This window comes from Variovorax durovernensis, assembly GCF_977011995.1.
In genome coordinates this window covers 1,007,533-1,030,806 of record NZ_CDRNCW010000002.1, presented here as the reverse complement: position 1 = coordinate 1,030,806, position 23,274 = coordinate 1,007,533, and the positions used below count along the sequence as shown (strand labels likewise).

General features: G+C 68.7%; 18 protein-coding genes. 7 read left to right on the top strand and 11 right to left on the bottom strand.

The features are described 5' to 3' along the window. Window positions 1-14: 14 nt before the first annotated feature. Window positions 15-815: an IclR family transcriptional regulator gene (locus tag ACWV14_RS36680; RefSeq protein ID WP_454908733.1), complete on the bottom strand. Its 801-nt coding sequence runs from the start codon at window positions 813-815 to the stop codon at window positions 15-17. Window positions 816-994: 179 nt separating this feature from the next. Between ACWV14_RS36680 and ACWV14_RS36675 the strand changes: the two genes are divergently transcribed. The 4 genes from ACWV14_RS36675 to ACWV14_RS36660 are packed head-to-tail and all read left to right on the top strand — an operon-like array spanning window position 995 to window position 6,287. Then, a complete protein-coding gene (locus ACWV14_RS36675; RefSeq protein WP_454908732.1) occupies window positions 995-1,969 on the top strand; it encodes a tripartite tricarboxylate transporter substrate binding protein in 975 nt (324 codons plus the stop codon). Window positions 1,970-2,001: 32 nt separating this feature from the next. After that, a complete protein-coding gene (locus tag ACWV14_RS36670; protein ID WP_454908731.1) occupies window positions 2,002-2,793 on the top strand; it encodes an enoyl-CoA hydratase/isomerase family protein in 792 nt (263 codons plus the stop codon). Between the two features lie 3 nt (window positions 2,794-2,796). Further along, a complete protein-coding gene (locus ACWV14_RS36665) occupies window positions 2,797-4,896 on the top strand; it encodes an acetate--CoA ligase family protein (protein ID WP_454908730.1) in 2,100 nt (699 codons plus the stop codon). Between the two features lie 53 nt (window positions 4,897-4,949). Beyond that, on the top strand, window positions 4,950-6,287 hold the full coding sequence (locus tag ACWV14_RS36660) for an MmgE/PrpD family protein (RefSeq protein ID WP_454908729.1): 1,338 nt from the start codon (window positions 4,950-4,952) through the stop codon (window positions 6,285-6,287). Between the two features lie 42 nt (window positions 6,288-6,329). Here ACWV14_RS36660 and ACWV14_RS36655 read toward each other — a convergent pair whose 3' ends face one another. From ACWV14_RS36655 to ACWV14_RS36610, 10 genes are all read right to left on the bottom strand, one after another. Next, entirely contained in the window at window positions 6,330-7,655 is a 1,326-nt protein-coding gene (locus ACWV14_RS36655; RefSeq protein WP_454908728.1) for an NAD(P)/FAD-dependent oxidoreductase, read from the bottom strand. Between the two features lie 76 nt (window positions 7,656-7,731). Continuing rightward, window positions 7,732-9,171: an aldehyde dehydrogenase family protein gene (locus ACWV14_RS36650; RefSeq protein WP_454908727.1), complete on the bottom strand. Its 1,440-nt coding sequence runs from the start codon at window positions 9,169-9,171 to the stop codon at window positions 7,732-7,734. Between the two features lie 146 nt (window positions 9,172-9,317). After that, on the bottom strand, window positions 9,318-10,796 hold the full coding sequence (locus ACWV14_RS36645) for an NAD-dependent succinate-semialdehyde dehydrogenase (protein ID WP_454908726.1): 1,479 nt from the start codon (window positions 10,794-10,796) through the stop codon (window positions 9,318-9,320). 21 nt (window positions 10,797-10,817) lie between these two features. After that, complete coding sequence (locus ACWV14_RS36640; RefSeq protein WP_454908832.1) at window positions 10,818-11,906, bottom strand: tartrate dehydrogenase; 1,089 nt, start codon at window positions 11,904-11,906, stop codon at window positions 10,818-10,820. 11 nt (window positions 11,907-11,917) lie between these two features. Beyond that, on the bottom strand, window positions 11,918-13,546 hold the full coding sequence (locus ACWV14_RS36635) for an ABC transporter ATP-binding protein (protein ID WP_454908725.1): 1,629 nt from the start codon (window positions 13,544-13,546) through the stop codon (window positions 11,918-11,920). Next, window positions 13,546-14,451, bottom strand: coding sequence for an ABC transporter permease (locus ACWV14_RS36630; RefSeq protein ID WP_454908724.1), 906 nt, complete (start codon window positions 14,449-14,451; stop codon window positions 13,546-13,548). Before ACWV14_RS36630 ends, ACWV14_RS36635 begins: the two co-directional genes overlap by 1 nt. Window positions 14,452-14,461: 10 nt before the next feature. Then, window positions 14,462-15,418, bottom strand: coding sequence for an ABC transporter permease (locus ACWV14_RS36625; RefSeq protein WP_454908723.1), 957 nt, complete (start codon window positions 15,416-15,418; stop codon window positions 14,462-14,464). Window positions 15,419-15,580: 162 nt separating this feature from the next. Then, entirely contained in the window at window positions 15,581-17,203 is a 1,623-nt protein-coding gene (locus ACWV14_RS36620) for an ABC transporter substrate-binding protein (protein WP_454908722.1), read from the bottom strand. Between the two features lie 75 nt (window positions 17,204-17,278). Next, window positions 17,279-18,571, bottom strand: coding sequence for an NAD(P)/FAD-dependent oxidoreductase (locus ACWV14_RS36615; protein ID WP_454908721.1), 1,293 nt, complete (start codon window positions 18,569-18,571; stop codon window positions 17,279-17,281). A 31-nt stretch (window positions 18,572-18,602) separates the two neighbouring features. Next, window positions 18,603-19,268, bottom strand: coding sequence for a haloacid dehalogenase type II (locus tag ACWV14_RS36610; RefSeq protein WP_454908720.1), 666 nt, complete (start codon window positions 19,266-19,268; stop codon window positions 18,603-18,605). 523 nt (window positions 19,269-19,791) lie between these two features. Between ACWV14_RS36610 and ACWV14_RS36605 the strand changes: the two genes are divergently transcribed. The 3 genes from ACWV14_RS36605 (at window position 19,792) to ACWV14_RS36595 (ending at window position 23,223) form a co-directional block, all read left to right on the top strand. Next, window positions 19,792-20,670: a GNAT family N-acetyltransferase gene (locus tag ACWV14_RS36605; protein ID WP_454908719.1), complete on the top strand. Its 879-nt coding sequence runs from the start codon at window positions 19,792-19,794 to the stop codon at window positions 20,668-20,670. A gap of 59 nt (window positions 20,671-20,729) precedes the next feature. Then, a complete protein-coding gene (locus ACWV14_RS36600) occupies window positions 20,730-21,662 on the top strand; it encodes a 2-hydroxyacid dehydrogenase (RefSeq protein WP_454908718.1) in 933 nt (310 codons plus the stop codon). 157 nt (window positions 21,663-21,819) lie between these two features. Next, window positions 21,820-23,223 (top strand): aminotransferase class III-fold pyridoxal phosphate-dependent enzyme, encoded by a 1,404-nt coding sequence (locus tag ACWV14_RS36595; RefSeq protein WP_454908717.1) that lies wholly within the window; start codon window positions 21,820-21,822, stop codon window positions 23,221-23,223. Window positions 23,224-23,274 lie beyond the last annotated feature (51 nt).

Genomic DNA, 23,274 nt, shown 5'->3' with positions numbered 1-23,274 from the left:
TCCTGCCCGTGGCCTCAACCGAACCTCGGCTCCTGCAGGGCCAGGTCGTGGCGAACGGCCTGCGCCAAGCCGATAAGCGACGGTCCCAGCTCCCGCGCGATCTCCGCGATCGACTCGCTCGTCGAGAGGCTGACATTCAGCGCGTAGATCGAGCCTTCCACTTCCAGCGGCGTGGCCAGCGCAACCACTTCAGGCTGCCAGGAGGCGGCGCAAAAACCTCTTTCCTGCACATCGGCGCATGCCTGCTTGATCTCGGCCTGAATGCCCTTCCAGTGCAGGCGACGTCGTGAAAGAAGCTGCATCAGCTGGGCCCGGGGACGCGGTGTGAGCGCGGCCAGGTACGCGCGCCCGAGCGAAGTGAGTTCCATCGGCACGCGCTGGCCGGAAACCACGTGGCGCAGCGCCGCGCGCTTGGCGTACCGGATGGATTCCAGGTAGACCATCTCTTCCCGGTCGGGCGCAGCCAGCCCCACATTGATGTGGCGCTTCCTGGCCAGCTCCAGCATGCGCGGAGCCGCCGCCTGCAAGACCCGCGATGCGGTTCGCATCGCATGAGAAAGGCTCAAGACCCCGGGCGCCAGCCGGTAGGCGCGCTCGGCTTTGTCGAGTTGCAGCATGCCGGTGCCGACGAGCGTCTGTGCGAGCCTGCTCACCGTGGCTTTGGAGAGGCCCGTGCGCTCGGCCAGTTCGCCATTGCCCAGCAGCTCCGAGCCGGGACGAAACGCACGAAGGATCTCTATCCCCCGTTCCAGCGAGCGGTTCGCGGGCGATCGACCGGGTTTGTGGTCGAGGAAAAAGCGGGCTTGATCGGTCATGGCGTGGGCTGAGGAGGTCTTGCAAGCAGCAAATCATCATAGGGAAATTCCAGCCAATGGAATTTGCATCCCCTGATTCGATCACTTCCTCCTAAAGTCCGCGCAACCCATCCGCGGCGTAGCCAAGAACGTTCGCGACCACAACGGGATTCAACACTTGGTTCTGGAGACATCAGATCATGGCTGCCTATTGCCTGCGCCGGCTGCGCGCGCTTTTCTTTCTCTTCCTGGGCCTCGCGGCCTTCGGCGCGGCGTTCGCCGCCTACCCAGACAAGCCCATCCGCTTCGTCGTGCCGTTCGCTCCGGGCGGGGGCACCGACATCATCGCCCGCACTCTGGGCGTCGAAATGTCCAAGGATCTGGGCCAGCCCGTGATCGTCGACAACAAGCCGGGCGCGGGAACGCTGATCGGCACGGACAACGTGGCCAAGAGCGCGCCGGACGGGTACAGCGTAGTGGTCGCCTCGTTCGCCCACGCCGTCAACCCGGCACTGCAGCCCAAGCTTCCCTACGGCAGCAACAAGGCCTTCGCGCCTGTCATGCTCATCGGTCGCGGACCCAACGTGCTGGTGGTGCGGCCCGACAGCCCCTACAAGTCCGTGGCCGACCTGCTCGCCGCGGCGAAGGCCAATCCCGGCAAGCTGACCTATGCATCGCAAGGCGCGGGCACCTCCGCGCACCTGGCCGGCGAGATGCTCGCCAACCTCGCGAAGGTCAAGCTCACGCACATTCCCTACCGCGGTGCCGGTCCGGCGCTGACCGACCTGCTGGGCGGCCAGGTCGACATGATGTTCGCCACCGCGGCGGCGGTCTCCAACTTCGTCGACAGCGGCAAGCTGCGCGCGCTCGGCGTGACCACGGCCGAGCCTTCGCCCGCATTCAAGGGCGTGCCGGCCATCGCCGCCAGCGTGCCGGGCTATGTGGTGGAAAGCTGGTATGGCCTGTACGTGCCCGCCGCCACGCCGGCGGCCGTCATCGACCGGCTCAACGCCGCCGCTCGCAAGGCGGCGCGCGCGCCCGACTTCGTACGCAAGATCGAGCACGAAGGCCTCGTGATCAATGCCGGGCCGCCGCCGGAGCTGGACAGCTACGTGCGGGCTGAAGAAGAACGCTGGGCGCGCGTCATCAAGGAAAACGGCATCAAGGCCGATTGAACGGCGGCCATCGGCCGCCCAGGAAAAAGCACATGACATACACCCTCATCGAGTTTCAGGTGACGGACGCCATCGCGACCGTGACATTCAACCGCCCGGACAAGCGCAACGCCATGAGCGACGACATGCGCACGGAATTCATCGACGTGCTGGAGCACGTGGCGGCCGACAAGGCCATCAGGGCCATGGTGCTGACCGGTGCGGGCAAGGGCTTCTGCGCCGGCGGCGACATCAGCGGAATGCAGAAGCGCATGAACGCACCGGCAGGCGAGGTGGGCTTCAACGGCTGGCATCGCCAGCAGCGCGTGCACCACGTGCAGGCCTTGCTGCACACCATGCCCAAACCGGTGATCGCGGCGGTCAACGGCGCCGCCTCCGGCCTGGGGGCGGACACCGCGATGGCCTGCGACTTCATCATCGCCAGCGAATGGGCCAGCTTTGCCTGGAGCTATGTGCTGCGCGGCATCATTCCCGATGGCGGCGGCATGTACTTCCTGCCGCGCCGCGTGGGCCTGCCGAAGGCCAAGGAGCTGATCTTCACGGGCCGCCAGGTCAAGGTGGAAGAAGCCCTTGCGCTGGGCATCGTCGACCGCAAGACGAGCGCCGAGACCTTGCTGGCCGACGCCCAGGCGTGGGCTGCCGAGCTGTCGTCCGCGTCTTCCACTGCGCTGGCGTTGACCAAGACCATCCTGAACCAGAGCTTCGAACTGACCTCGCACGACGTGTTCGCGCAGGGCAGCCAGGCGCAAGGCATTTGCTACACCAGCAGCGAACACCGGGCTTCGGTGGAAGCCTTTCTGGCCAAGACGGCCTCCAGGGACTGAGCCATGAACGAAGCCATCGCCAAGCTGCTGTCGCCGCGCAGCGTCGCCGTCATCGGCGCCTCGGCAGACCCGAAGAAGACCACCGGCCGCCCCGTGGCCTACCTGCAGAAGCACGGCTTTTCCGGGCGCATCCTGCCGGTGAACCCCAAGGTCGAGCGCATCGGCGAGCTGCCGTGCTATCCCGACATCGCGTCGCTGCCGGAAGTGCCCGACGTCGCCGTCGTGCTGCTGGGGGCCGAGCGCGCGCACCTGGCCGTGAAGGAGCTGTCGGCGCTGGGCTGCGCCGCCGCCATCGTGCTGGCCAGCGGCTACACCGAAACCGGCGAGGAGGGCGCGCGGCGCCAGCAGCAACTGGTGGAGGCAGCAGGGACGATGCGCATCCTGGGCCCCAACACCATCGGGCTCGTCAACCTCACGGACAACATCGTCCTGTCGCCGTCCGGCGCGCTGGAGATGGATGAGTTCCAGGCCGGCGGCATCGGCGTGGTCTCGCAAAGCGGGGGCATCCTGGGCTCGCTGCTGTCGCGCGCTGCGGCGCGCGGCATCGGCCTGTCGAAGCTGATCTCCACGAGCAACGAGGTCGACCTGGAACTGGCCGACTTCATCGACCACCTGGCCGACGACCCGGCCACCAAGGTAATTGCGCTGTACGTCGAAACCGTGCGCGACCCCGCGAAGTTCCGCGCGGCCTGCCTGAAGGCCGCACGCCTGGGCAAGCCGGTCGTTGCCTTCAAGATCGGCCGCTCGGAGGCGGGCGCGAAGGCCGCCGTGTCCCACACCGGTGCCATGGCAGGTGCCGACAGCATGTACGACGCGCTGTTCAGGCAGGTCGGCGTGATCCGGGCGCAGAGCTTCTCGGATCTGCTGGATATTCCCGTCGCGCTGTCCACGGGCCGCAAGCTGCGCGGCGGGCGCGTCGCCATCCTCACGTCCACGGGCGGCGCTGGCACGCTGGTGTCGGACGACCTGGGCGTGGCGGGCTTCGATACGCCCGCGCCCGACGAGGCCACCGCCGACGCACTGCGCGCGCTGCAGAGCGGCAGCGAGGCCGTGCTGGACCGCAACCCCATCGACGTGACGCTCGCGGGCCTGCGCCCCGACCTGCTGCGCGGCGCCATCAACGCGCTGCTGGCAAGCCCGAGCTACGACGCGCTGGTGATCATCGTCGGCTCTTCCAGCCTGGCCATGCCCGAACTGCTGGCCGGTGCCATTCAGGAGTGCCTGCCGAACTCCGACAAGCCGGTGATGGCCTACGTGAGCCCGCATGCGCCCGAAGTGGGCGCACTGCTCACGCGGCGCGGCGTGCCGGCCTTCACCGCAGCCGAGAGCTGCACCGCCGCGCTGGCGGGCATGCTGCGCGTGCAGCGCTTCGTGGCGTCCATGGAAGACGCCGCGGCCCTGCCGCCGGTGGAGGTCGGCGAGCTGCCGTCGGGTTCGCTCGACGAGGCGCAGGCCAAGCAGCTGTTCTCGCGTTTCGGCGTGCCTTGCGCCGCGGAACGCGTGGTCGCGTCGCCGGCCGAGGCGGAAGCCGCCGCGCGCGAGCTGGGTGGGCGCGTCGTGCTCAAGATCCTGTCGTCGCAGATCACCCACAAGAGCGACGTGGGCGGCGTTGCCGTCGGCCTGGACAGCGACACCATCGGCGAGCGCATCGGCCGCATGGCAGCTGAGGTGAAGGCCCGCACCGGCGTGCATCCGCAGCGCTTTCTCGTGCAGGAGATGGTTGCGGGCGGCACGGAACTGATCCTGGGGATGCACCGCGATGCACTGGGCACGGCCATCCTGCTGGGCATGGGCGGCGTGACGGCGGAGCTTTTCAAGGACACCACCATGCGGCTGCTGGCGCAGGACGCGCACGGGCTGAAGCCGCTCGGACGGACCGAGGCGCTGTCGATGGCGCGCGATCTCAAGACCTGGCCGCTGCTGGAAGGTTTCCGTGGGCGGCCCAAGGCCGACGTCGAAGCATTGATCGACGCAATCGTCGCCTTCTCGAAGATGGCGGCGCAGCTTGGCGAGCGCCTGGTCGAAGCCGAGATCAATCCCGTCTTCGTGCTGCCGCAGGGGCAGGGCGTGCGTGCCGCCGACGGTGTGGTCGTGCTGGCCTGAGCGACAGATCCAGTTCTTCTTTTTCTCTTCTTCTCGAACCGATCGGACATCCCGTGTACGCCACCGAAGTATTCGCCCGCTACGCCACCGAATTCCGCCAGGCCCGGCTGGACGACGAGGTACTGCACCACGCCAAGCGCGCCGTGATCGACTGGCATGCCGCTCTGTTTCCCGGCCTGGAAGTCGCGCCCATGCCGCAGCTTCGCGCGCTGCTCGCCGACGACCTCGACCGTGGCCGTGCGCGCCTGCCCGATGGCCGCCTGGCGCCGGCGCGCGCGGCGGCCCTGCTCAACGGCACGGCGGCCCATGCGGCCGAGGTGGACGACAGCTTCCGCGATGCCATGTACCACCCCGGCGCGGCCACCGTGGCGGCCGCGCTGGCCGTCGCGCAGGACCGGGGCGCCGGCGGCCTGGAATTCCTGCGCGGCGTGGTGCTCGGCTACGAGGTCTCGACCCGCATCGGCGTGGCGATGGGGCGGGCGCACTATCGCCATTGGCACAACACGGGCACGGTGGGTACTTTCGGAGCGGCCTCCGCCGCTGCCGGCCTGCTGGGGCTGCACGGCGCGCCCTTCGCTCATGCGCTGGCCACGGCCGCCACCTTCGCGGCGGGGCTGCAGCAGGCCTTCCGCATGGATTCGATGTCCAAGCCCCTGCATGCGGGGCGTGCCGCTGAAGGCGGCGTGCTCGCGGCACAACTGGCCGCGCAGGGTGTGACGGGCTCGCTGGACGTGCTCGAGGGCGAGGCGGGCTTCGGCCGCGCCATGAGCGACGCTCCGGACTGGTCGGCGGTGGGCGACACGCTGGGGCGCGACTTCCACATCACCCGGCTGACCTTCAAGAACCACATCGGCTGCGGCCATACCTTCGCTGCCATCGACGGTGCCCTGGAACTGGCGCGCCGGCATGGCCTGCGGGCCGCGGACATCCGAAGCGTCCACGTGGCCACCTACGGTCCCGCGCTCGACATCGCCTGCTACGAAGATCCGCGCACCGAAAACGAGGCGCGCTTCAGCCTGCGCTTCGTGGTGGCCACGGCGCTGGTGCATGGCAGCGTGCGGCTCGCGGCGTACACGCCCGAGCGGCTTGCGGATGCCGACACGCGCGCGATGATGGCGCGCATCACGGCCGTGGTCGATCCGGAGATCGACGCCGCCTTCCCGGGCCGACGCTCTGCCCGGGTGGAGATCGAGACGATCGACGGCCAGCGCCACGTCTGGCTGCAGCCCGACCGCAAGGGCGACCCCGAGCTGCCGCTGTCGGACGCGGAGCTGGAAGACAAGCTGCTGGAACTGGCGGCGCCGGTGATCGGCACCGAGCGGGCGCGCACGCTGCTGCGCAACATCTGGTCGCTGGAGCAGGCGGGCGATCTGCAGGGGCTAGGCGGCTGACGTCGCGCGGGCCACTGCAGCGCTCGGGCGTCATGGCCGTCTCTAGAAGTCCGCGACCTTGCCCCACGCCGACGACAGGAATCTGTCGGGGTGATAGGGGCGTGGATCGACGAGGGGGGCCGCGCCGCTGACGATGTCGGCGATCAGATGCCCGGCCCCCGGGCCAATGCCGAAGCCATGGCCGCTGAAGCCGGCCGCCAGCACCAGTCCGCGCAGGTTCGATACCTCGCCGATTCCCGGGACACCGTCGGGCGTGCTGTCCACATAGCCCGCCCAGGCCGCCGTGACCGGACTGCCTTCCAGTGTCGGCACGAGTTCCACCGCGCGCCTGTACGTCAACTCGACAGCCGCCGCGTCCACCTTCGGATCGAGAATGCGCATCCGCTCCATCGGCGTCGGCTTGTCGAGCTGCCACCGGGACCAGCCTTCGTGGCCCGAGCGCACGCCTTCCAGTCCGCCGGGCGCGAGGTTGCGCCACCTTCGCTGGAACATGGGCAGGAACTGCGGTGCGAAACGCAGAAGCTGCGGTGTGGGGTCCACCCGTCCTCTGCCGCTGACGGCCAGCGTGTAGCCACCGTCCAGGCGCCGTGTCATGGAAACGCCGGTCGTGTGGAGTGCTGCCGGTATGTCCTTGCCGCTCGCGGCCACCGACAGTGCCGTCTGCCGGATCGCAGCCTGCGGAAACCGGATGCCGTACTGGCGGCAGAACGAGGATGCCCAGGCTCCTCCGGCGAGCACCGCGACCTTGGTGCGGATCGTTCCGTGCTCCGTGACCACCGCCGAGACCCGCCCGCCCTCTGTCTCCACGCCCCGCGCTGCGCAGCCCTGGTGCACCGTTGCGCCAAGCTTCAGAAGGGCCCGTGCCACAGCCGGGGCCGCGCGCGAAGGGTCCGCGGTACCGTCGGTGGGGGCAAAGACGCCGCCTTTCCAAGGCTTGCCGGTTGCCCGACCGCGTTGCGCCGCTTCTTGCGCGCTCAGCATCTGGGTCTTCACGTCAACCGTGCGCGCGAACTCTCCCCAGCGGGCCCAGCCGGCCAGCTCCTTCTCGCTGTTGCTGAGGTAGAGCAGGCCGCATCTCTGAAAGCCTGTGACCTCACCGGTTTGCGCCGTGAATTGCTCCCACAGGTCCAGGCTCTTCGTGGCCATCGGCAATTCGCGAGCGTCCCGGTTCTGCTGGCGGCACCAGCCCCAGTTGCGGCTCGACTGTTCGGCGCCGACGCGCCCCTTTTCCACAAGCGCGACCTTCATGCCGCGCCTGGCCATGTAGTAGGCGGCAAAAACGCCAATGATGCCGCCGCCGATCACGACGACATCCGCGTGCGTCGGCAGGTCCGGGCTTGATCCTACGGAAGATAGAGGTGCGGGCATTCTCGGAATATTCGTGAGCGGTCAGTGAAAACCTGCAGGCATGCTTGCCGTTCGTCGGCGGATCCTGGAGACGGGATCAATAGCCGACGACAGCCTTGGTCTCGAGGTATTCCTCGAATCCGTGGACGCCGTATTCGCGGCCGTTGCCGGACCTCTTGTAGCCGCCGAAAGGCGCGTGGCCGTTCCAGACCGGATAGTTGATATGCACCTGGCCGGCGCGCAGCCGGGCCGCCACGCGCCGCGCCCGCTCGCGGTCGCCGGACTGCACGCTCGCTCCAAGCCCATAGACCGTGTCGTTGGCAATGGCGATGGCCTCCGCCTCGTCCCGGTAGGGCATGACCACCAGCACGGGGCCGAAAATTTCTTCTCTCGCCACTCGCATGGCGGGCGTCACATCGGAGAACACCGTCGGGCGCGTGAAATAGCCCTGGGCCAGGCCATCGGGCCTGCCCGGGCCGCCGCAGACCAGCTTGGCGCCGTCTTCGATGCCGCTGGCGATCATTGCCTGAACCCTGGCGTATTGCGCGGCATTGGCAATCGGCCCCATCGAGGTCTTTTCATCGCGCGGATCGCCGAGCGTGATGCCGGACGCCGCCGCAAGTGCCAACGCCTCCACCTCGGCGAGCCTCGATTCGGGCACCAGCATGCGTGTCGGCGCGCTGCACGACTGCCCCGCGTTGCGCATGCCCGCCAATAGGCCCTTCGCTACGCCTTGCCCGAAATCGGCGTCGTCGAGAAACAGGTTCGGCGACTTGCCGCCCAGTTCCTGCACCACGCGCTTGACCGTCACCGCGGCCGCCTGCGCCACGAGAATGCCGGCACGCGTCGAGCCGGTGATGGAGATCATGTCGACGTCGGGGTGCGCCGCCAACGCCGCGCCGACCACTTCCCCCGTGCCGCCGACCAGGTTGAAGACCCCGGGGGGCGCGCCGGCGTCGTGCATCACCTGCGCGAAGAGCTGGGCGCTGTAGGGCGACAACTCGCTGGGCTTCAGGACGACCGTGCAGCCGGCGGCGATCGCGGGCGCGACCTTGGCGGTGATCTGGTACAGCGGCCAATTCCAGGGCGTGATCAGCGCACACACGCCGATCGGCTCCTTCGAGATGGCGAAGCCGTCTTCGACGGAAAGAAACTCGTAGCGCCGCAGCACTTCCATCTGGGTTCGCACATGCGCGATCGCGAAAGGCACATGGGCGCTTCGGGCGAAGCCGATGGGCGCGCCCATCTCCGTCACGATGGCTTGCGCGAACAGCTCCGCACGCTCCTCCAGCAGCGCCAGGACGCGGCCCAGCAATGCGAGCCGTTCGTCGATCGTGCTTAGCGAGAAGGTTTCGAAAGCGCGCCGGGCTGCGGCGACGGCAAGGTCCACATCGGCGGACGATCCGGCTGCGACATGCCCGACGATCTCTTCGGAAAACGGATTGACGACCGCGATCCTTTCGGCGTGGGTACGGGCTTGCCAGCGTCCATCGATATAGAACCGGGCGTCGTCCCCGCTGCGGTTGTCAGATGCCATCATCAAGCTTCACTCCACGGGTAGTTCAACTGTCGATCAATGCTAAGGAAAACGCCGCCGATTTGATGCTGAACGATGCCTGGAGAAAAGCGGGAAACGCGTGTTTGAGAGCCGCCCTCGGCGGATCGTGCTGCCCGCATGTGCTGCTACAGCTGCCCCTGGCAGACGTACTTGGTGTGCATGTAGTCCTCCAGGCCATGCACCGAGCCTTCGCGGCCGTAGCCCGATTCCTTCACGCCGCCGAAGGGCGCCGCTTCGGCGGCCAGGGCACCTTCGTTGATGCCGACGATGCCCGACTCCAGCGCATCGGCCATGCGCCAGATGCGCCGCACGTCGGTCGAATAGAAATACGCCGCGAGCCCGAAGGGCGTGTCATTGGCGGCGGCGATCACTTCGGCTTCGCTTTCGAAGCGCGTGACCGGCACCACGGGGCCGAAGGTCTCCTCGCAGCTGCACTCCATCGTCGCGTCGGCATTCACCAGCACGGTGGGTGCGTAGTAGTTGGGGCCGTCGCATCGCGCATCGCGCAGCCGCTTGCCGCCGACGACGATGCGCGCGCCCCGCGATACGGCATCGCGCACGTGGCGCTCGATCTTCTCGACCGCGCGCGCGTTGATCATCGGACCGATCTGCGAGGACTCGTCGCTGGCAGGCCCGACGCGCAGCGCGCCGACCCGTGCGGCCAGCTTGTCCACGAAGGCATCGTGCACCGCGGCCTGCACGAACACGCGGTTCGGGCATACGCAGGTCTGGCCGCCATTGCGGAACTTGGCGGCCATCAGGCCTTCCACCGCGGCGTCGAGGTCGGCGTCTTCGAACACGATGAAGGGAGCGTTGCCGCCGAGTTCGAGGGACAGTTTCTTCAGCGTGTCGGCCGAGCGGCGTGCGAGGTGCTTGCCAACGGGCGTCGAGCCGGTGAAGGTGATCTTGCGCACGCGCGAGTCGTCGAGCCAGGCATCGACCACCTCTGGCGTGCGTTCGCGCGAGGCGGTCACGATGTTGAGAACGCCCGGCGGCACGCCGGCTTCCTGTGCCAGCTTCACGAGCGCGAGCGAGGTCAGGGGCGTGTCTTCGGCCGGCTTGCACACCACGGTGCAGCCGGCGGCGAGTGCCGGCGCGATCTTGCGCGCGATCATGGCCGCCGGAAAATTCCACGGCGTGATCGCGGCGACCACGCCCACGGGCTCCCTCAGCGCGAGCATGCGGCGGCCCGTCACCGGCGCGGGAATCACTTCGCCGTTGGCGCGCGTCGCCTCTTCGGCGAACCACTCGATGTAGCTGGCCGCATAGGCCACCTCGCCACGGCCCTCGGCCAGCGGCTTGCCTTGTTCGCGCGAGATCAGCCGTCCCAGGTCTTCCTGGCGGGCCATCACGAGGTCGTTCCAGCGCTTGAGGATCTGCGCGCGCTGTTTGGCGGGCACGGCGCGCCATGCGGGAAAGGCCGCATGCGCGGCATCGACGGCCGCGCGTGCATCGGCGGCCGTGCCGTCGGGCACGCTCGCGAAGACGCCGTCGGTCGCGGGGTCGGTGACATCGAGGCGGCGGGCGTCGCTGGCTTCGCGCCACTCGGCGCCGATGAGATGCCGGCCGGGCATCAGGTCTGCATGTTGGAGTTCGGTGGTCATGGTCTAAAGTCTTTCCTGGTTTCAGGCCGCCGCGACGCGCTCGGCGATCGCAAGGCCCACTTCGGTTGTGCTCGCGGAACCGCCGAGATCGGGCGTGCGCGGACCGTCGCGCAGCACCGCCTCGATGGCTTGCAGGATCGCGTCGTGCGCGGCGCGCCCCGCGCCTTGCCCCTGGGTGAGAAAGTCCAGCATCAGCGCGCCGGACCAGATCATCGCGATCGGGTTGGCGATGTTCTGGCCGTAGATGTCGGGCGCCGAGCCGTGCACCGGCTCGAACAGCGACGGGAACCTGCGCTCCGGATTCAGGTTGGCCGAAGGCGCAAGGCCGATGGTGCCGGTGGTCGCGGGCCCGAGGTCGGAGAGGATGTCGCCGAACAGGTTGCTCGCCACCACCACGTCGAAGCGCGTGGGCTGCAGCACGAAGCGCGCCGACAGGATGTCGATGTGCTGCTTGTCGATCGTCAGCTCGGGGTAGTCGAGGCCGACCGCATCGGCGCGCTTGTCCCACCACGGCATGCTGATGGCGATGCCGTTGCTCTTGGTGGCCACCGTCAGGTGCTTGCGCTTGCGCGCGCGCGCCGTCTCGCAGGCAAAGCGCAGCACGCGGTCGGTGCCGTGCCGGGAGAACACCGACTCCTGGATCACGATCTCTCGCTCGGTGCCTTCGTACATGATGCCGCCGAGCGAGGTGTACTCGCCCTCGGTGTTCTCGCGCACCACGAGGTAGTCGATGTCGCCGGGCTTGCGGCCGGCCAGGGGGCAGGGCACGCCCTCGAACAGGCGCACCGGGCGCAGGTTGATGTACTGATCGAATTCGCGGCGGAACTTCAGCAGCGACCCCCAGAGCGACACATGGTCGGGCACCGTCGCGGGCCAGCCGACGGCGCCGAAGTACAGCGCGTCCACCCCCTTGAGCTGCTCCTTCCAGTCGTCCGGCATCATCTGGCCGTGCGCCGCGTAGTGGTCGGCGCTCGCCCAGTCGATGGTGCGGCAGTCGAGTTCGAATCCGAAGCGCTCCGCGGCGGCCTGCACCACGCGCAGGCCCTCGGGCATCACTTCCTTGCCGATACCGTCGCCGGCGATCACCGCGATGCGGAAGGTGGGCGTCATTTCGGTCTTTCTCATGATGCGAGGGCATGGGTGCGGTCCATGTCGTCGAGCCAGCCCTGACGCAACTCCGGCACCGAGCGCGCGAGCAGCTCGTAGTAGGGGTGGTGCGGGCCGCGGTCGTAGTCGGCGCGCGCCACCTGTGCGAGCTTGCGGCCGTGCTGCATCACGACGATCTCGTCGCACACGGCGCGCACCGTGTGCAGGTCGTGGCTGATGAAGAGGTAGGACACGCCGAGCTCGCGCCTGAGCTCCGCGATCAGGTCGAGCACCGCGGCGCCGACCACCGTGTCGAGCGCGGAGGTCACTTCGTCGCAGAGGATCAGGTCGGGCTCGGCCGCCAGTGCGCGCGCGAGGTTCACGCGCTGCTTCTGCCCGCCCGAAAGGCCGCCCGGCAGGCGCCCGGCGACGGTCTGCGGCAGCTTCACCAGGTCGAGCAGTTCGCGGATGCGCCGCCGCAGCGGCTCGCCGCGCAGGCCCTTGTAGAACTCCAGCGGCCGCGCCAGGATGCGCTCGATGGTCTGCGACGGGTTCAGCGCCGTGTCGGCCATCTGGAACACGATCTGGATGCGGCGCAGCTCGTCGCGTTCGCGCTGCTGCAGCGCCGGCTTCAGTTCGCGGCCGTGGAAGAGCACGCTGCCGCTGCTTGGCTTCAGCAGGCCCGCCACCGCGCGTGCCAGCGTGGTCTTGCCCGAGCCCGATTCGCCGATCACGCCGATCGCCTGGCCGCGGTAGAGCTTCAGGTCGATGTCCTGCAGGATCGGCTTGGCCGGGCGCCCCTGCGCGTCCACCGGGCCGTATCCCGCCGAAAGCTGGCGCACCTCGAGCAGCAGCTCGCGGCCGTCGTCCGCGGTACTGGCCGAAGCGCGCGTCTGCGGCCGTGCGGCGGCAAGCAGGCTCCTGGTGTATTCGTCGGCCGGCGCGGCGAGGATCTGCCCGGTCGCGTTCATCTCGCGCATGCTGCCGTTGCGCAGCACCAGGATGTGGTCGGCCATCTGCGCCACCACCGCCAGGTCGTGGCTCACGTACACGGCGGTGGCGCGGCGCTCGCGCACCACGCGGCGGAAGGCGCGCAGCACCTCGATCTGCGTGGTCACGTCCAGCGCCGTGGTCGGCTCGTCGAGGATCACGAGATCGGGGTCGCCGATCAGCGCCATCGCGGCCATCAGCCGCTGCAGCTGGCCGCCCGAGACCTGGTGCGGATAGCGCGCGCCGATGCCTTCCGGGTCGGGCAGCGCCAGCTCGCGGAACAGCTGCACCGCCTTGGCCTGTGCCTCGGCCCGTTTGCACAGGCCGTGGATCACGGTGGGCTCGATCACCTGGTCCATGATCGTGCGCGACGGGTTGAAGGATGCGGCCGCGCTCTGCGCAATGTAGGAGACGGTGCGCCCGCGCAGCGCGCGCTGGGCGCGGGCATCGAGCGACAGCACCTCCGTGTCGCCGATGCGCACCCGGCCGGCCGAGATGCGGCAGCCCTGGCGTGCATGGCCCATCAGCGCCAGCGCGGTGGTGGTCTTGCCCGAACCCGACTCGCCGATCAGCGCCAGCACCTCGCCGGGCTGTACCGAGAAGCTCAGGTTGTCGACCAGTGTGCTGGTGCCCGCGCAGATGCTCAGGCCTTCGACGGTGAGTGGTGCTCCCATCAGCGTTTCCCCATTTCGCGCGCGGCACGGCCGGGCAGGTTGTCGATCACCAGGTTGACCGAGATGGTCAGGCTCGCGATGGCCAGCGCCGGCACGATGACCGAGGCACCGCCCATGGCCAGCGCGCCGATGTTCTCGCGCACCAGTGAGCCCCAGTCGGCGGCCGGCGGCTGGATGCCCAGGCCCAGGAAGCTCAGGCTCGCCAGCAGCAGCACGATGTAGACGAAGCGCAGGCCCAGGTCGGCCAGCATCGGGCCGACGATGTTGGGCAGGATCTCGCGCAGCATGATGTAGAGCGTGCCCTCGCCGCGTGCGCGTGCCACCGTCACGTAGTCGAGCGCGTTGATGTTGACGGCCAGCGAGCGAGCGATGCGGAAGGCGCCCGGCACGTAGATGATGGCCGCGGTGGCGACCAGCATCGGCACCGAGGAGCCGAAGCCCGCCACCATGATGAGCGCGAACATCTTGCTCGGGATTGCGGTCAGCGTGTCCAGGCCGCGGCTGAGCGTCGCGTCGATCCAGCGGCCGCTGGCGGCGGCCAGCAGCGCCAGCGTGGTGCCGATGCCGCTGGCCACGACCGTGGCGAGCAGCGCCACGCCGACCGTGTAGCGCGCGCCCTGGACCACGAGCGCCAGCATGTCGCGGCCGAGGTAGTCGGTGCCGAGCCAGTGCGCCGGGCCGATCGGCATGAACACGTTCGAGGTGCCCGTGGCCGCCGTGCCGAACGAAAGCAGCCAGGGGCCGAATGCCGCCGCCAGCACCCAGAACACCAGCACTGTGAGGCCGAGCAGGCCGGAGACGCCAAAAGCGCCGAGCCATCGCCTCGAGCCGCCCCGGCGTTCTTGCGCCACTGGCGCCAGGGAGGCCGCGGCGTTCACGGCCTTGGAAGTTGTGGACGTTTCCATGACGCTTCCTTCAGCGGTGCCGCAGCCGCGGGTTGGCGACGATGCCGCAGATGTCGGCGGCGGTCACCAGGATCAGGTAGGCGCTGCAGAAGATCATGGCGCAGGTCTGCACCAGCGGCATGTCGCGCTGCGAGACGCCGTCCACCATCAGCTTGGCGATGCCCGGGTAGTTGAAGATGGTCTCGACGATGATCACGCCGCCCAGCAGGTACGACAGGCTCAGCGCCACCGCATTGGCGATCGGCCCCACCGCGTTCGGCAGCGCGTGCGCCAGCACCGTGCGCATCGGCGAGGCGCCCTTGAGCCGGACCATCTCGATGTAGGGCGCCTCGAGTTGGTCGATCACGGCGGCGCGTGTCATGCGCATCATCTGCGCGACGATCACGCAGCACAGCACGAGCACCGGCATCGCGAAGGCCTGCAGCATCTGGCCCAGCGAATCGATGTCGCTGACGAAGGACAGCGCCGGCAGCCAGCGCAGCTTCACCGCGAACACCAGCACCGCCAGCGTGGCGACCAGGAACTCCGGCACCGACACCACCGCCACCGCCGAGGTGGAGGCCGCGCGGTCGAACCACGAGCCGCGCCATACCGCCGAGGCGATGCCCAGCGCGAGCGCGATGGGCACCGAGAACAGGGCGGTGACGGCGGCCAGCAGCAGCGAGTTGGGCAGGCGGCTGGCCACCAGTTCCGACACCGGCATCTGCGTTGTCGCCGAGCGGCCCAGGTCGCCCTTTGCCATGCCGAGCAGCCATTGCGCATAGCGCCTGGGCGCGGGAACGTCCAGGCCCATCTGCACGCGCAGCGCGGCGAGGGCTTCCGGCGTCGCGTCCTGCCCGAGTTGCTCCTCTGCCGCGTCGCCCGGCAGCACCGCCGTGATCGAGAACACGATCACCGATACCGCCAGAAGCGACAGCAGCGCCAGCGCAACGCGCTGCACCAAGAGCTTGAGGATCAGTCGATTCATCTCAGCAATCCCATTTCACCGGAGGCAGTAGCGCACCGACGCGGCCGGCGGAGCCAGGCCCCTTCGGGAAACACCGCGGAACCGGCTTTGCCGGGCCGCAGGTGTTGCCCCCGGAAGGGGGTTGGCGAAGCGACACGAAGTGCGCGAAGCCTGGGGGGAGAGTCATGATTCAAGCCAGACGTTCTCGGCGAAGTTGTAGCCCATGAGGCCGCCCAGCGGAATCGGCGACAGCCCCTTGAGCTTGGCGCTGTGCCCGTCGATGCTTGCCAGGAACAGCGGGATGCCGATGCCCGCGTCCTGGTGGATCATGGTCTGCATGTCGGCGTACATCTGCTTGCGCTTGGCCAGGTCGGTCTCGGCGCGCGAGGCCAGCAGCAGCTGGTCGAACTTCTCGCTCTTCCAGCGCGACTCGTTCCAGGCCGCGCCCGACTGGAAGAACTGCGTGAGCAGCACGTCGGCGCTCGGGCGCGGGTTGACGTTGCCGAAGCCCACCTGGCTGTTGAGCCAGTGGTTCGACCAGTAGCCGTCTGCCGGCATGCGCTTGATGTCGATCTCCAGGCCGGCGCGCTGCGCGGTCTGCTGCAGCAGGAGGGACATTTCCACCGAGTACAGCGCGGCGGGCGAGGCCACCATCGGCACCTTGCCGGTGACACCGGACTTCTGCAGATGGAACTTCGCCTTGTCCAGGTCGAAGGGGCGCTGCGGCAGGCCGGCGAAGTGGAAGCGGTTGGTCGGGTCGATCGGCTGGTCGTTGCCGACCACCGCGTAGTCGAGCGCGATCGTCTTCTTCATCTGCTCGCGGTCGAACAGGTGCTTCATGCCGAGCACGAAGTCGGGGTTGGCGCCGGGGCCCACGTCCTTGCGCATCACCAGGTCGGAGTACTGGCCCGACTGGGTCACGAAGATGCCGAAGCCGGGCGTGCCCTTCACGCGCTCCACCGAGCGCGGATTGACCGAGGCCACCAGGTCCATGCCGCCCGACAGCAGCGCATTGACGCGCGCGCTCTCGTCGCCGATGCCGACGAACTCGATCTCGTCGAGGTACGGCTTGCCGGGCTTCCAGTAGGCATCGTTGCGCACCACCAGCGAGCGGATGCCGGGCTTGAATTCCTTGAGCTTGTAGGGGCCGGTACCGATGCCGGCGTTGAAGTCGGTGGTGCCGTCCTTGACGATCTGGAAGTGGAAGGTGCCCAGGATCACCGGCAGGTCGGCGTTGGGCGCGCTCAGCACGATCGTCACTTCGTTCGCGCCCGTGGCCTTCACGCTCTCGATCTGGTCGGCCAGCACCTTGGCCTTGGAGGCGACGGCGGGGTCCTTGTGGCGCATCACCGAGAAGACCACGTCGGCGGGCGCGAGCGCCTTGCCGTCGTGGAAAGCGACACCCTTGCGCAGTGTGAACACCCAGGTCTTCGCGTCCTTCGTGGTGAAGGATTCAGCCAGCGCGGGTTGCGGCGCCAGGCTGCCATCCAGCGAGGTCAGGCCGTTGTAGACCATGTTGCAGCGCGAGTAGTCGGTCTGGTTCGACTGCTTGGCGGGGTCGAGCGTGTCGGTCGCGGCGGCCGTGGCGCCGGCCACCCGGATGCGGCCGCCGCGCCGCGGCGTCTGCGCGTGCGCCGACACCGCCATGCCCGCGAGGCTGCCGGCCAGCGTGGCCTGCATGCCGCCGGCCATCAGCATCGTCAGGATGTCGCGCCGGGAGGCACCGCGCTTGAGCGATGCCATCACACGAAGGCTTTCATCGGGGCCGACGAGGTTTTCGAAGCTCTTGTTGCTGCTGTCGCTCATGGTGGGTGCTCCTGGGAGGCCGTGGGTGGAAGAAGAAAACGGAAACGAACGAATGAATGAGGTGACTGCAAGCCCTCAGGCCAGCCTGTCCTTGAGCCGGTAGTAGAGGCCCACCGCCGGAAGGAACCACGGCGGGCCGAAGTGGCCGGGAATGGCGGGCCAGTCGCGGCCCTGCCACGGGTTGGCGCCCGCATCGCCGTTCATCACGGCGGCCATGCGATCGCCCATGTGCACAGACATCTGCGTGCCGTGGCCGCTGTAGCCCATGGCGTAGTAGAGGCCGTCGCGCTCGCCGGCGTGCGGCAGGCGGTCCTGCGTCATGTCGACCAGTCCGCCCCAGCAATAGTCCAGCCGCACCTCGCCGAGCTGCGGAAAGGTCTGGGCCAGTCCTGCGCGCAGGATCTCTCCGCTGGCGGCGTCCGACTGCGGGCTGGAGACCGCGAAGCGCGCGCGCCCGCCGAACACCAGCCGGTGGTCCGCCGTGAGGCGGAAGTAGTGGTGGATGTTCGCGATGGTCGTGTAGGTGCGCCGGCCCGCGAGCAGCGCCTGCGCGCGCTCCGCGCCCAGCGGCTCGGTGACGACGATGAAGCTGCCGATCGGCACGATGCGCCGGCGCAGCCAGCCGAAGCTGCCATAGCCGCCATGGCGTGTCGCGCCCGTGGCCAGCAGCACCTGCTGGGCGGCGACCGTGCCGCGCGCTGTGTGCAGCCGGTGGGCGTGGCCCTGGCCCACCCGTTCGATGCGGCTCACCTCGGTGCCGGTGTGGATCTGCGCGCCGTTGCGCTGCGCTGCCGTGGCCAGCCCGTGCGCGAAGCGGCCCATGTGCATCTGGCCGCTGCGCTTGTAGAGCAGGCCGCCGTGGAAGCGATCGCTCTGCACTTCGGCGCGCACGCGTGCCGCGTCGAGGATCTCGACGTCGCTGTCCACGCCATCGTCGACCAGGCGCCGGGCGCTGTGCTCGAGCGCGCTCATCTGGTTTTGCCGCGTGGCGAGCTTGAGCTTGCCGTGGCGCATGAAGTCGCAGTCGATGGCTTCCTCGCGCACCAGCCGCGCCACGGTGTCGACCGCGGCGTCGTACGCGTGATACCAGCCGCGTGCGCAGTCGACGCCCACCTTGGCGGCCACATCGGCGTAGTCGACCGCCAGCCCGTTGTTGACGTGCCCGCCGTTGCGCCCCGACGCTTCGGCCGCCACCCGCGCGCCGGCCTCGAGCACCGCGACGCGCGCGCCCCGCCTGGCCAGCGCCAGCGCCGCCGACAGGCCGGTGAAGCCGCCGCCGACGATGGCGACGTCGACCTGCGCCGGAAGCTCGCGAGCTTCGGGGACGAAGGCCGGTGCCGAATCGGTCCAGTAAGAGTCGAGCTTCATGGCTTGGGACTGGTGCTGCAAAGAAGAAAGATCAGAGGCCCACGACGCCGGGGAGGCCGCCGATGTCCTTGATTTCCGTATAGCGGTACGCCGGATTGCCGGGCCCATGGCCGCGATTGACGAACACCTTGTTGACGATGCCCAGGTCGTCCGCCGACATCAGGTCGTAGCGCAGGCTTGACGACACGTGCAGCACGTCTTCAGGGTTGCAGCCCAGCGAGTCGAGCATGTACTCGAAGGCCGTCAGGCGCGGCTTGTAGGCCTGGGCCTGCTGTGCGGTGTAGACGCGGTGGAAGGGCGCGCCGAGCATCGCGACGTTCTTCTGGATCTGGTCGTCCGATGCGTTCGACAGGATCACCAGCGGAATTTCCTTTGCCACCTTGGACAGGCCGGCGGGCACGTCGTCGTGCGGGCCCCAGGTGGGCACCGCATCGTAGATTTTCTGTGCGTCGATGTCGAAGTACTGGATCTTCCATTTGCGGCACAGGCGCCGCACGGCGTTCTTCAGCACCACCTCGTAGGGCTGCCAGGCGCCCAGCACCTCGTCGAAGCGGTAGGCCGTGAAGTCGGCGATGAACTGCTCCATGCGGTCGGCCGGAATGCGGTCGGAGAAGAGCTCGTGGGACATCTCCGCCATGCGGAAGCGGGTCAGCGTTCCGTAGCAGTCGAAAGTCACGTACTTGGGTTTGAAGGTCATGGTCTCTAAGCCTGTGTGTCGTTAGTAGTTCATCGGTCTGTTGGAACCAGTCGCCGGCCACTTCTTCAGACGGCAATTGCGACAAGCAAATTACGGATTGATTGCAGCACGCAGCCAGGCAGCAGTTGTAGGGAAATGCGTTGCCAGCCGCGATGAAGCTGCGGTTTGGAGGCCCGGCGACGGCATGCCATGCGGTCTGCCCTGCGCGGGTGCGGCGCGCACCTGAGTGCGCCGCAGCAAAATCGATGAGCACGCTTTTGAAGCGCGCGATTGAGGATCTGTGGCGGGTCGAAAGCTGGCATGGGCTGGTGATCGGTGAGGCTGCGCAAGAGCGGCGATCCATGCTAGGCAGGTTGGCACAGCATTTGTATGCGTACACGGGCGCCCTACCGCAGCGAATTGCAAAACCCGGGCGCGCGGCAGCCGAAGCTTGCAAGTTGCGTTGCGGGCCGATTCCGGTATGGCAACGCGCGCCGATGTCGTCCAAGATGGAAGGGACATTCCTTCGCTGCGAGACCTTTCAATGCCCGACCAGACCCCGAATGCACCCGCCGGCGACGGCGTGGTGCTCAGACCGATGACCCCCTCCGACCTGCCGTTCGCGCAGGCGCTGACCAACCTGTTGCGCTGGCCGCACCGGCTGGCGGACTGGGAGCAGGTGTTCGCGCATGCAGAGGGTGTGGTGGCCGAGCGTGACGGCGAGATCGTCGGTTGCGCGCTGCGCTGGCTCTGGGGCGAGCGCCATGCAAGCCTGGGCCTCGTGGTCGTGACGCCGGCCTGCCAGGGCCGCCGCATCGGGCATCGCCTGATGAGCGCGGTGCTCGACGGCCTGGAAGACCGCACGGTGCTGCTGCACGCCACCGCCGAGGGGCGCGGCCTCTACGAGCGCCTGGGCTTCGTGCGCACGGGCGAGTTGCGCCAGCACCAGGGCATCGCGCAGCCGGCGCCGCTGGTGGCCCTGCAGCCCGGCTGGCGACTGCGGCCCGCCGGTGTCCACGAGGCCGCCGCATTGCAGGCCCTCGACGCCGCGGCGCGCGGCATGCCGCGCGATGCACTGATCAAGGATCTGCTGGCCAGCGCCGACGCCTGCGTGGTGCTCGACCACGACAACGAACCGCGCGGCTTCGCGATGCTGCGCCGCTTCGGGCGCGGTCATTCGATAGGGCCGGTGGTTGCGCCCGACCTCGACGGCGCCAAGGCGCTGATCGCGCACCTCGCCAGCGTGAATGCCGGTCACTTCACGCGCATCGACATCGACTTCGACAGCGGGCTGGCCGAATGCCTGGAGAGCATCGGGCTGCTGCGCGTGGATGCGCCCACGACGATGGTGCGTGGTGCGCCCCTTGTCACGCCGCCTGGTGGGCCGTCGCTCTTTGCCGTCGTGACCCAGGCTGTGGGATGAGCGCTTGCCGTTCAGGGCGCAATCGCGCCGACGGGGTACCCGCCTGAGCTGATCTCATCATGAAAACCACCTTCCTCTACAAATCCGACCCGGCAAGAGGCCGCCTGTGGGCCGAAGTGTTCCGCCGACGCGCCCCCGACATCGACTTCCGCATCTGGCCCGACATCGGCGATCCGGCACAGGTGCGCTTCCTCGCGGCGTGGGAGCCGCCGGACGACCTGGCGACGCGCTTCCCCGATCTCCAGGTGCTGTTCTCTTCCGGCGCGGGCGTCGACCAGTTCGACTTCGCGTCGCTGCCGCCTGCGCTGCCCGTGGTGCGCATGGTCGAGCCCGGCATCGTGCGCGGCATGGTCGAGTACGTGACGCATGCGGTGCTCGGCCTGCACCGCGACATGCCGCAATACCGGCGCCAGCAGCAGGAGGGCCTTTGGAAGCCGCTGACGGTGCGCCCTGCGAGCGAACGCCGCATCGGCGTGCTCGGGCTGGGCTCGCTCGGGCAGGCCGTGCTGGCACAGCTCGTTGCGCTGGGCTTCGACTGCGCGGGCTGGAGCCGTTCACGGCATGCCGTCGACGGCGTGCAATGCCATGCCGGCGCGGACGAACTGCCGGCATTCCTTGCGCGCACCGACATCCTCGTGTGCCTGCTGCCGCTGACCGATTCGACGCGCGGTTTTCTCGATGCGCGGCTGTTCTCGTTGCTGCCATCAGGCGCCGGGCTGGTGCACGTGGGACGCGGGCCGCAACTCGTGGATGCCGACCTCCTGGGCGCACTCGCAAGCGGACAGATCGGCGACGCGGTGCTCGACGTGACCGATCCCGAGCCGCTGCCGCCGGAGCATGACTTCTGGCGCCATCCGCGCATCCAGCTCACGCCGCACATCGCGAGCATGACGCAGCCGTTGAGCGCGGCGGAAGTGGTGCTCGACAACCTCGCGCGCTTCGAGGCAGGCAAGCCGATGGTCGGGCTGGTCGACCGCGCGCGCGGGTACTGATCGGAGGAAGCGCAGGCCACCGCACGATCTGCTGCATGCCGTACGCACAACCGCAGCCTGCTGCGTGCGGCACCCCCAAAGCAGCACCACCTCTCAGGGTGCGCCGCCTAAGCTGAGGGCATCGAAAGCTTCCTCCGCTCTCGCTCTTTCACAGCCCATGACGCACCCCACCGCATTGCCTCCACAAGCCGCGCTCGACGCCGTCGACCGCGCTCACCTCATCCACCCCGTCTCGCCCTGGCGCGTGCACGAGCAGCGCGGGCCCACCGTGCTGGCCTCGGGCAAGGGCGCCTGGCTTACCGACGGCAACGGCCACCAGCTGCTCGACGCCTTTGCGGGCCTGTGGTGCGTGAACGTGGGCTACGGGCAGGAGAGCGTGGTGCAGGCCGCCACCGAGCAGATGCGCAAGCTGCCGTACGCGACCGGCTACTTCCACTTCAGCAGCGAGCCGGCCATCCGCCTTGCGCAGAAGCTGGTGCAGATCACGCCCGCGTCGCTGACCCGCGTGTACCTCACGCTGGGCGGCTCCGAGGCGGTCGATGCCGCGGTGCGCTTCATCGTGCAGTACTACAACGCGACCGGCCGGCCGTCGAAGAAGCAGTTCATTTCGCTGGAGCGCGGCTACCACGGCTCGTCGTCCACCGGCGCGGGCCTCACCGCGCTGCCGGCCTTCCATCGCGGCTTCGACCTGCCGCTGCCCACGCAGCACTACATCGCGTCGCCCTATGCCTACCGCCATGCCGACGGCGCCGATCCGCAGGCACTGATCGCCTCGTCGGTCGCGGCACTGCGCGCCAAGGTGGCCGAGCTGGGCGCGGACAACGTGGCGGCCTTCTTCTGCGAGCCGATCCAGGGCTCGGGCGGCGTCATCGTGCCGCCCAAGGGCTGGCTCAAGGCCATGCGCGAGGCCGCGCGCGAGCTGGACATCCTCTTCGTGGTCGACGAGGTCATCACCGGCTTCGGCCGCACCGGCCCCATGTTCGCCTGCGAGGCCGAAGGCGTGGAGCCCGACCTCATGACCATGGCCAAGGGCCTGACGGCCGGCTACGTGCCGATGGGCGCGACCATGATGTCCGAGAAGGTCTACGCCGGCATCGCCGACGGCGCGCCCGCGGGCGCATCCATCGGCCACGGCGCGACCTATTCGGCGCACCCGGTCGGCGCCGCCGTCGCGCTCGAGGTACTGCGGCTCTACGAGGAAGGCGGCATCCTCGCCAACGGCCAGCGCGGCGCGGCGCACTTCGCGGCCGGGCTCGATGCGCTGCGCGCGCATCCGCTGGTGGGCGACGCGCGCCACCGCGGCCTGCTGGGCGCGCTGGAGCTGGTGAGCGACAAGGCCAGCAAGCGCGGCTTCGACGCGGCGCTGGGGCTGTCCGACCGCATCTTCGCGGCCGGCTATCGCAACGGCCTGGTGTTCCGCTCCTTCGGCGACCACATCCTCGGCTTCGCGCCCGCGCTCACCTTCACAGAGGACGAGTTCGCGCAGTTGTTCGCGCGCCTGAAGAAGACGCTGGACGAAGTGCTCGACGCGCCCGACGTCCGCGCTGCGCTGGCCGCCTGAAAGAACGCGCGAGCAACGCCCGCAAGACCCGGCAGCGGACGCAGAATCGGA